The sequence below is a fragment of the Pseudomonas sp. AC463 genome (assembly GCF_979253585.1).
Map to the genome: position 1 here is coordinate 1 of NZ_CEEDDZ010000122.1, position 446 is coordinate 446.

1 protein-coding gene is annotated in these 446 nt (G+C 64.6%); it reads left to right on the forward strand.

The window, feature by feature from the left end; genetic code table 11:
• Window positions 1-21: 21 nt before the first annotated feature.
• Window positions 22-446: HAD-IC family P-type ATPase (locus tag AC0IYH_RS29385; RefSeq protein WP_471837562.1), on the forward strand; the 425-nt coding region annotated here is incomplete at its 3' end.

Consider the following 446-nt stretch of genomic DNA (forward strand, 5'->3'; position numbering starts at 1 on the left):
CAAGCGGTCGGTTCGGATACGATGCTCGCGCGCATCGTCCGGATGGTCGCGGAAGCGCAGCGCAGCCGCGCCCCGATACAGGCGGTCGCCGATCGGGTCTCGGGCTGGTTCGTGCCGCTCGTCGTGCTGATTTCGATCGCGACCTTCGTGGTGTGGTCATTGGTCGGCCCTGAGCCACGTATGGGTCATGCTCTCCTCAATGCCATTGCCGTGCTGGTCATCGCCTGTCCGTGCGCGCTCGGGCTTGCTACGCCCATGTCGATCATGGTCGGCACCGGACGCGGCGCGCAGGCCGGTGTGCTGGTTAAGAACGCCGAAAGCCTGCAGGCGCTCGATAAGGTCGATACGCTGGTCATCGACAAGACGGGCACGCTTACCGAGGGCAAGCCGTCGCTGATCGCGATCGAGGCAATTGGCACCGTTGCGGAGAACGACGTTCTTGCGCT